Source organism: Microbacterium sp. MYb72 (genome assembly GCF_002979415.1).
Taxonomy (GTDB): domain Bacteria; phylum Actinomycetota; class Actinomycetes; order Actinomycetales; family Microbacteriaceae; genus Microbacterium; species Microbacterium natoriense.
This window is the reverse complement of record NZ_PCOT01000022.1, coordinates 58,157-66,490: the sequence shown is the minus strand read 5'-3', so window position 1 is coordinate 66,490 and position 8,334 is coordinate 58,157. Positions and strand designations below refer to the sequence as shown.

Genomic DNA, 8,334 nt, shown 5'->3' with positions numbered 1-8,334 from the left:
CGCCCGCGATCACGTCTCCATGACCGCCCAGGTACTTCGTGGCGCTGTGCAGCGACATCGCCGCACCGAGGTCGATCGGGTTCTGCAGCACGGGGGTCGCGAACGTGTTGTCGACCACGACCGGAACCCCGCCGGCCTGACGCACGACGTCGGCGATGTCCGCGATGTCGAGCGTGGGGTTCGCGGGGGTCTCGACCACGACGAGCCCCGTGTCGGGTCGGATCGCGGCGGCGACCTCGTCGGGGTGGCAGTACGTGGTCTCGACGCCGAGCAGCCCGGAGCCCAGCAGGTGATCGGTTCCGCCGTACAACGGGCGCACCGCGACGACGTGGCGCATGCCCGTCGCGGGGCCGTGCGCGAGGATCACCGCGGTCATCGCCGCCATGCCCGAGGCGAACGCGACCGCGGCCTCGGCGTGCTCGAGCTCGGCGAGCGCCTCCTCGAAACGCGCGACCGTGGGGTTCCACAGGCGGGCGTAGACCATGCTGCCGTCGGCGGGAGGGCGTCCGCCCGTGGCCATCGCCTCGTACGAGTCTCCTCCGCGCTCGATGTCGGGCAGCGGGTTCGTCGTGGAGAGGTCGATCGGCAGCGCATGGACCCCGAGACCCTCGAGGTCGGAGCGGCCGCTGTGGACGGCGACGGTGTCGGGATGCAGCGGTGCAGTCATGTCTCCACGTTGCCCGAATCCCAATCCGGGCGCAGGGATTCGACAGCATCCGCCAGTTCTTCCGCTGCATTCGCTATTCTGTGCCGAAAGCGACCTTCGAAGAGGAGCCATCTTGGCGAAACCGCAACTCGACGAGCTCGACCTCGAACTGCTCGCCGCCCTCATCGCCGATGCCGAGGTCACGAACAAGGCGCTCGCCACCCGTCTGGGTCTCGCCGAGTCGACGTGCGCGCACCGCGTGCGGGCGCTGCGCGAGCGCGGCGTCATCCGCGACACCCGCATCCGCGTCGACGAGGCCGCCCTGGGCTTCCCGCTGCAGGCGATCATCAAGGTGCGCCTCGCGAACCACACCGGCCCCAAGGTCACCGCGCTGTTCGATGCGCTCGTCGGCATCCCCCGCGTGCTGCAGGTCTTCCACGTCGCCGGGGTCGACGACTTCCTCGTGCACGTCGCCGTGCAGGATGCGACGGCACTGCGGGACATCGTGCTGGAGCACATCACGATCCACCCCGTCGTGCGGGGCACCGAGACCCAGCTGGTGTTCGAGCTCCGCGACGGAAGCGGACTGCTCGGCCGGTAGCCGCGCCGTCGACGGATGCCCAGCCCCGCACTCGCGCGCAGGGCCCGAGAGCGCGAGGATGGAACGGCACGTGAAGCAAGGGAGCACCGAATGAGCCGCAGCGCCACCGCAGCCACGCACACGATCCGCAAGATGCGGGACTTCCTCTTCGCGAACGCCACGGACTACGACGCCGCACGCGCCGGCTTCTCCTGGCCGCACCCCGACGAGTTCAACTTCGCGCTGGAGTGGTTCGACGTCGTCGCGGGAGAGGACCCCGACCGCCCCGCCGTGCAGATCGTGTCCGCCGACCTGTCGCTCGCGGAGTGGAGCTACGGGCAACTCTCCGCCCGCTCCGACCAGGTCGCCGCCTGGCTCACGGGTCTCGGCATCCGCCGCGGCGATCACGTCATCGTGATGCTGGGCAACCAGATCGAGCTGTGGGAGGTGATGCTCGCGATCACCAAGATCGGCGCGGTGTCGATCCCGACCTCGACGCTGCTGTCGGCATCCGACCTCGCCTACCGCATCGAGCACGGCCGCGCCCGCGCCGTCGTGACCCTCGGCGCACTCGCCGGGCGGCTCGACGGCATCGACACCCTGCGGATCGGCGTCGGCGACGGCATCCCCGCTGGGTGGGAGCGCTTCGCGGACTCCGCCGACGCCCCGACGGGTTTCGAGCCGGATGCCCCGACCCCGGCATCCGACACCGCCCTGCTCTACTTCACCAGCGGCACCACCAGCCGCCCCAAGCTCGTGCAGCACACCCACGTCTCCTACCCGATCGGCCACCTGTCGACCATGTGGTGGCTGGGCCTGCGGCCGGGCGACGTGCACCTCAACATCTCGTCGCCCGGGTGGGCGAAGCACGCCTGGTCGAGCTTCTACTCGCCGTTCCTCGCCGAGGCCACCGTCTTCGTCTACAACTACGACCGCTTCGACGCGAACGCCCTCATGCAGGTCATGGACACCCACCACGTGTCGACGTTCTGCGCACCGCCGACCGTGTGGCGCATGCTGATCCAGGCCGACCTTGGACGCCTCACGCACCCGCCGCGTGAGCTCGTCGGCGCCGGCGAACCCCTGAATCCCGAGGTCATCGAGCGCGTGCAGAACGCGTGGGGAGGGACGATCCGCGACGGCTTCGGTCAGACCGAGATGACGGCGTGCATCGGCAACTCCCCCGGCCAGCCGATCAAGATCGGATCGATGGGACGACCGCTCCCCGGCTACCCCGTCGTGCTGCTCGACCCCGTGACGGGCGCCGTGACCGACGGGGAGGGTGAGATCGCCCTCGACCTGTCGCAGCCGCCCCTCGGCCTCATGGCCGGGTACTACGACGACCCGGAGAAGACGGCGGAGTCGCGTGCAGGCGGGTTCCACCACACGGGCGACATCGCGACGAGGGATGCCAACGGCTACCTCACCTACGTCGGCAGGGCGGACGACGTCTTCAAGGCCTCGGACTACAAGATCTCGCCGTTCGAGCTCGAGTCGGTGCTGCTGGAGCACGACCTCGTGGTCGAGGCGGCGGTGGTGCCGAGCCCGGATCCGACCCGCCTGGCGGTGCCGAAGGCGTACGTGTGCCTGCGGACGGATGCCGGAGCCGACGAGGCGGAGGCCGCACGATCGATCTTCGCCTACGCGCACGACCGCCTGTCGTCGCACCTGTGGGTGCGGATCATCGAGTTCGCGCCCGAGCTGCCGAAGACCATCTCGGGCAAGATCCGTCGCGTCGAGCTGCGCGCCCGCGAGGCCGCACGCGTCGAGTCCGGAGACGAGACCGGGCAGCACCGCGACCGCGACTACCGCTGAGTCTCCGCGGAGTCGCTTGGGTCGCGCGGCTCGGAGTCGTGCGGCAGTTCGCTGCACACGCGGCAGAAGTGTCAGCCGCGCGTACAGGAATGAGCCGCGCGAACAGGCTCAGGCCACGCGAACAGGCTCAGGCCGCGCGGACCGGATTCGGCCGCGTGAGCGTCGGAATCGTGCTGGTCGCCGGGGCGACGGATGCCGGAGCCGCGACGGCCGGTGCAGCGGCCGCCGCCTCGGCCTTCTCCGCCCGCGTCGGCCACTCGGCGCCGGATGCGTTCATGATCGCGCGCACGACGCCGCCGATCACCAGCAGGCCGACGAGCGCCGCGACGGAGGCCAGCAGCGGCATCCACTGGCTGGCGAATCCGGCGATGGAGCTGATCATCGCGCTGGGGATCCAGAGCCCCACCGCGCCTCCGCTCAGGCCGCTCGCGCCGCGTGTGATCGCGACGGCTGCGACGATCGCGCAGACCGCCGCGAGCACCGCGCCGACCACTCCGATCGGGACCATGATCTGGGCCAGATCGCTGGCCACCCTCGATGTCGTCATGACGACCCCCCGTCAGCGGTATCTCCGCACCTTCTACATTAGGAAAGTGTCTGGATGAACGCATCCGTCTCAAGGATGATGTTTCGTACTCCTGGGGTCTAACGCCTCTTCAGCCGGGCGAGCGGCGACCTCTTCACCACGCGCACCGGCTGCGTGACCACGGCGTCGACCACCATCGACCCGTCGACCGGTCCGACGATGGCGATCGCCGACGTCTCGGTGGCCTCCGCGGGGTTCACCGGCATCCGTCCGAGGGCGCGGTGCGCGCTGATGTACGCGGGCACGAGCAGCACGATCGCCCCCACCCAGGCGAGCGGGTTGCTGAGCGCGACACCGGGGAATCCGATCCACGCGCCGAGGGCGACCGCGGCGGCGACGCGCATCACGAGCTCGATGACGCCGGTGACGGTGGGCACGAGCGTGTGCCCGAGGCCCTGGAGCGCGCCGCGGAGCACGAAGAGCACGCCGAGCGCCCAGTAGCCGCATCCGTTCACGATGAGCATGAGGTGCGCGAGCCTCACGACCTCGTCGGAGCCGTCGCCGATGAACAGCCGCACCATCGGCACGCCGAACGCGATGATGACGATGCCGATCGCCGCACCGGCGGCCACCGCCATCCACGTCGCCTCCACGACGCCGCGGCGGATGCGGTCTGGACGGCGCCCGCCGAGGTTCTGCGCCGTGTACATCGAGACGGCGAGGCCGAGCGACGAGAGGAAGGCCACGCCGAGGCTGTCGACCCTGGCGCCCGTGGTGTACGCGGCCACCGCCTCGGCGCCGATGGTGTTGAGCGCGACCTGCACGGTGAGGGTGCCGATCGCGATGATCGACGCCTGGAAGCCCATGGGCAGTCCGAGACGCAGGTGCTCCGCCACATCGGCGCGCGTGACGCGCCAGTCGCTGCGGCGCAGGTGCAGCAGCGGCAGGCGGCGGCGCACGAACTCCAGGCACAGCAGCACCGACACGGCCTGCGCGACGACCGTCGCCAGCGCCGCCCCGGCCACGCCCCACTCGAGCGGTCCGACCATGAGCACGACGAGCCCCGCGTTCAGGGCGCACGAGACCGTGAGGAAGACCAGCGGCGTGCGGGAGTCGCCGATCGCGCGGATGATCGCCGACAGGTAGTTGAAGAACATGGTCGCGCCGGCGCCGATGAAGCTGATCTGCGTGAACACGGTGGCCTCGGCCATCAGCTCGCTCGGCGTCTGCAGCAGCGCGAGGAGAGGGTGCGAGATCAGGGGCGCCCCGACCGTGAGGATCACGCTCGTGATGCCGGTGAGGATCACCCCGGTCGCGACGGAGCGGCGCACCGCGACCTCGTCGCCGGCGCCGTAGGCCTGCGCGATGGGGATGGCGAAGCCGCTCGTGAGACCCCACGCGAAGCCGAGCAGCAGGAACAGCAGCGGTCCGGTCGCGCCGACCGCGGCGAGGGAGCCGACGCCGAGGTGGCGGCCGACGACGATCGCATCGACGAACTGGTACAGCTGCTGGACGACGTTGCCGAGCAGGAGCGGGATGGAGAAGGCAAGGATGACACGCCACGGACGGCCCGTGGTGAGAGAGGTGGCCATGAAGGAGCGGCTCGCAGAACTGGGGGGTGGATCGGGGGTCCGACCAGTTTATCGAATCGATTCGGCGAGCGGTATCCCCGGACACGCGGAATCGGCCGGCATCGCGGGGGCGATGCCGGCCGATCTCTTCCGCGCGCTCAGGCGGATGCAGGGGTGGAGCCGCCGGACGGCGACTCCGCGTCGGGGCTCCCCAGCTCCGACGCCTGCTCGGCCTCGCGCACGATCTCCTCGACGACCGGTGAGTCGTCGCCGATCTCCCGCTGCAGCTCGTGGGCGAGCGAGTCGAGCTCGGCGCCGCCCGCCATCATGCTCGTCAACTGCGCGAGGGAGATCTCCTCCTTCTCGAAGTTGCCGATGCTGGTGCCGCGGTTCAGCAGCAGGAACCGATCGCCCACGGGGTACGCGTGGTGCGGGTTGTGCGTGATGAACACCACGCCCAGTCCGCGGTCACGGGCCCTGGCGATGTACTTCAGCACCACGCCCGACTGCTTCACACCCAGTGCGGCGGTCGGCTCGTCGAGGATCAGCACCCTCGCACCGAAGTACACCGCACGGGCGATCGCGACGCACTGGCGCTCTCCTCCGGACAGCGTGCCGATCGGCTGATCCACGTCGCGCAGGTCGATGCCCATGTTGGCGAGCTCCGTGTACGTGATCTGCTTCATGCGCTTCACGTCGAGCCGACGGAGCGGCCCCCAGCCCTTCGTCAGCTCCGACCCGAGGAAGAAGTTGCGCCAGACCGGCATCAGCGGCACGACAGCGAGGTCCTGATAGACCGTGGCGATGCCGGCATCCAGCGCCGCCCTCGGCGACGAGAACGTCACCTGCACCCCGTCGACGAGCAGCTCGCCGCTGGAGGGGGTGTGCGCCCCGGCCAGCATCTTGATGAACGTGGACTTGCCCGCGCCGTTGTCCCCCAGGACGCACGTGACCTGCCCGGCGTTCACCGTCGTGCTGACTCCGGCGAGCGCGTTCACCGGACCGTAGCTCTTGCCGATGTCGCGCACCTCGACGACGGGCGCCGCCGTGCTGACCGCGGTCATTTCACTCCTCCCGCCCTGAGTCGCACCCAGTGGTTCAGGAACACCGCCAGCAGCAGCATCGCTCCGAGGAACGTGCGCAGCCAGTTCGTGTCCCACTGGGCGAACGTGATGCCCTGGAAGACCATGCCGTAGATGAGAGCGCCCAGCGCCGCGCCGATCGCGGAGCCGAAGCCTCCCGTCATCAGGCAGCCGCCGACGACCGCGCAGATGATGTAGATGAACTCCTGCCCGACGCCCGTGTTCGCCTGCACCGTCGAGGTGCGGAACAGCGAGATCATGCCGACCAGCCACGCCGCACCGGCCGTGACCATGAACAGGCCGATCTTGGTCTTGAGCACGGGAACGCCCACCTGGCGAGATGACGTGACCGCCCCGCCGACCGCGAAGATCCAGTTGCCCGGCCGGGTGCGCAGCAGCACCCAGGTCGCGACGGCGGTGACGACGAACCACCAGAGCACCGAGATGTAGAAGGTGCCCCCGCCGATCTCGATCGACGAGCCGAAGAGGGGCTGGATGCTGTCGTAGTAGGGAACCTTGGTCATGCCCTGGATGGCCACCTGACCGGTGATGAGCTTCGTGACGGCGAGGTCGATGCCCGCCAGGACGAAGAACGTGCCGAGGGTGATGATGAAGCTCGGCAGCCCGGTCTTCATCACGAGGAGGCCGTTGAGGGCGCCGATCGCGAGGGCCAGCACGAGCGAGACGAGCACGGCCACCCAGATGTTCAGCCCGTACCGTGTGGTCAGGATGCCGACCACGAGAGCGGTGAAGCCGGTGAGCACACCCGCCGAGAGGTCGAACTCCCCGCCGATCATGAGCAGGGCGACCGCCACGGCCATGATGCCGAAGGTCGATGCGGATTCGAGCCAGACGCCCGCTCCGGCGGTGGTCATGAAGCTCTTCGTGTAGACGGAGAAGAAGATCATCACCGCCAGCGCTGCGACGAGCGCTCCCATCTCGGGCCGCACGAGCAGAGTGCGCAGCGGCCGCCGTTCCAGTCGCGGTCTGTTGCCCACCGTGACGATGTCCGTCGTTGTCATCTTCAGTCCTTTCGCCGGACGAGGGGGCGGGTGTCATCCCGCCCCCTCCGCCGGTGTTAGCGCGTGCCCTTCTTGGCGAACTCCGCGACCTGGGCCGCGTTGTCCTTCGTGACGAACGCCGGTCCGGAGTAGATCGGCTCTCCACCGCCGATGTCGTTGCCGTTGATGCTCTTGAGGTAGAGCGCGGTCACCCCGAGGAAGCCCTGCACGTACGGCTGCTGGTCGACCGCGAAGAGGATCTTGCCGTCGGCCACTGCGGCCACGACGTCTTCCGACAGGTCGAAGGTCGCGACCTTCGCCGCGCTGCCGGACTCCTCGACGGCGCCGACCGCGTCGATCGCGTACTGGCCGCCGAGGGTCAGCACGGCGTCGATGGAGGGGTCGGCCTGCAGCTTCGACTTGATGGTCGCCTTGACCTCGGCATCGTTCGTGCCGTCGACCTGCAGGTTCTCCATGGTGCCGCCGAACGCGCCGGCCGCGGCCTTGCAGCGCTCCTCGAGTCCGATGTTGCCCGCCTCCTGGATGACGCAGAGGGCGTTGGTCGCGCCCTCCGTGCTGAGGCGCTCGCCGACAGCGGCTCCGGCGATCGACTCGCTCTGCCCGACGTGGGTGATCGCGCCGAACTCCTTGAACTTCTCGATGCCCGAGTTGATGGTCACGACCGGGATGCCGGCGGCGACGGCGCGCTCGACGCTCGCCTGGACGCCGTCGGGGTTGGCCATGGAGACGACGATGCCGTCGACCTTCTGCGCGATCGCGTTGTCGATGAGCTGCGACTGCTTCGCGGGGTCGGGGTCGGAGTTGTAGGTGACGTCGGCGCCGTAGTCGGCTCCGGCCTTCTCCGCGCCGGACTTGACGCGGTCCCAGAACGCGTCGCCGGGCGCTGCGTGCGTGACCACGGCGTAGCTCAGCCCTGAGGACTTGGTGTCGCCGCCGCCGCCCTGCGAGTCGGTCGTCGGTTCCTGTCCGGTTCCAGAGCACGCCGACAGCAGCAGCGCGGCTGCGGCGGCGATCCCCAGAACGCCGATGAGGCGCTTCTTCATTTCGGTTTCCCTTCGATGCGGATCCTGTCGACGTCGACACGTCCCACCT

The 8,334-nt window shown here is 69.5% G+C and carries 8 protein-coding genes; 2 read left to right on the top strand and 6 right to left on the bottom strand.

The genetic code is table 11. The features are described 5' to 3' along the window. The coding region (locus CQ047_RS13105) for an aminotransferase class I/II-fold pyridoxal phosphate-dependent enzyme (RefSeq protein ID WP_146114350.1) at positions 1 to 667 on the bottom strand (667 nt) is incomplete at its 3' end. A gap of 112 nt (positions 668 to 779) precedes the next feature. Here CQ047_RS13105 and CQ047_RS13100 point away from each other — a divergent pair. After that, a complete protein-coding gene (locus CQ047_RS13100) occupies positions 780 to 1,247 on the top strand; it encodes an Lrp/AsnC family transcriptional regulator (RefSeq protein WP_105675947.1) in 468 nt (155 codons plus the stop codon). A 90-nt stretch (positions 1,248 to 1,337) separates the two neighbouring features. Beyond that, positions 1,338 to 3,041: an AMP-binding protein gene (locus CQ047_RS13095; protein WP_105675945.1), complete on the top strand. Its 1,704-nt coding sequence runs from the start codon at positions 1,338 to 1,340 to the stop codon at positions 3,039 to 3,041. Between the two features lie 127 nt (positions 3,042 to 3,168). Here the strand turns inward: CQ047_RS13095 and CQ047_RS13090 are convergent, their stop codons facing one another. From CQ047_RS13090 to CQ047_RS13070, 5 genes are all read right to left on the bottom strand, one after another. After that, complete coding sequence (locus CQ047_RS13090) at positions 3,169 to 3,588, bottom strand: hypothetical protein (RefSeq protein WP_105675944.1); 420 nt, start codon at positions 3,586 to 3,588, stop codon at positions 3,169 to 3,171. A 98-nt stretch (positions 3,589 to 3,686) separates the two neighbouring features. After that, complete coding sequence (locus tag CQ047_RS13085; RefSeq protein ID WP_105675942.1) at positions 3,687 to 5,159, bottom strand: MATE family efflux transporter; 1,473 nt, start codon at positions 5,157 to 5,159, stop codon at positions 3,687 to 3,689. 137 nt (positions 5,160 to 5,296) lie between these two features. Then, entirely contained in the window at positions 5,297 to 6,202 is a 906-nt protein-coding gene (locus tag CQ047_RS13080) for an ATP-binding cassette domain-containing protein (RefSeq protein WP_105675940.1), read from the bottom strand. Next, positions 6,199 to 7,242, bottom strand: a complete 1,044-nt coding sequence (locus CQ047_RS13075; protein ID WP_105675938.1) for an ABC transporter permease — start codon at positions 7,240 to 7,242, stop codon at positions 6,199 to 6,201. Before CQ047_RS13075 ends, CQ047_RS13080 begins: the two co-directional genes overlap by 4 nt. A gap of 56 nt (positions 7,243 to 7,298) precedes the next feature. Next, positions 7,299 to 8,285 (bottom strand): sugar ABC transporter substrate-binding protein, encoded by a 987-nt coding sequence (locus CQ047_RS13070; protein WP_105675937.1) that lies wholly within the window; start codon positions 8,283 to 8,285, stop codon positions 7,299 to 7,301. Between the last annotated feature and the right edge of the window lie 49 nt (positions 8,286 to 8,334).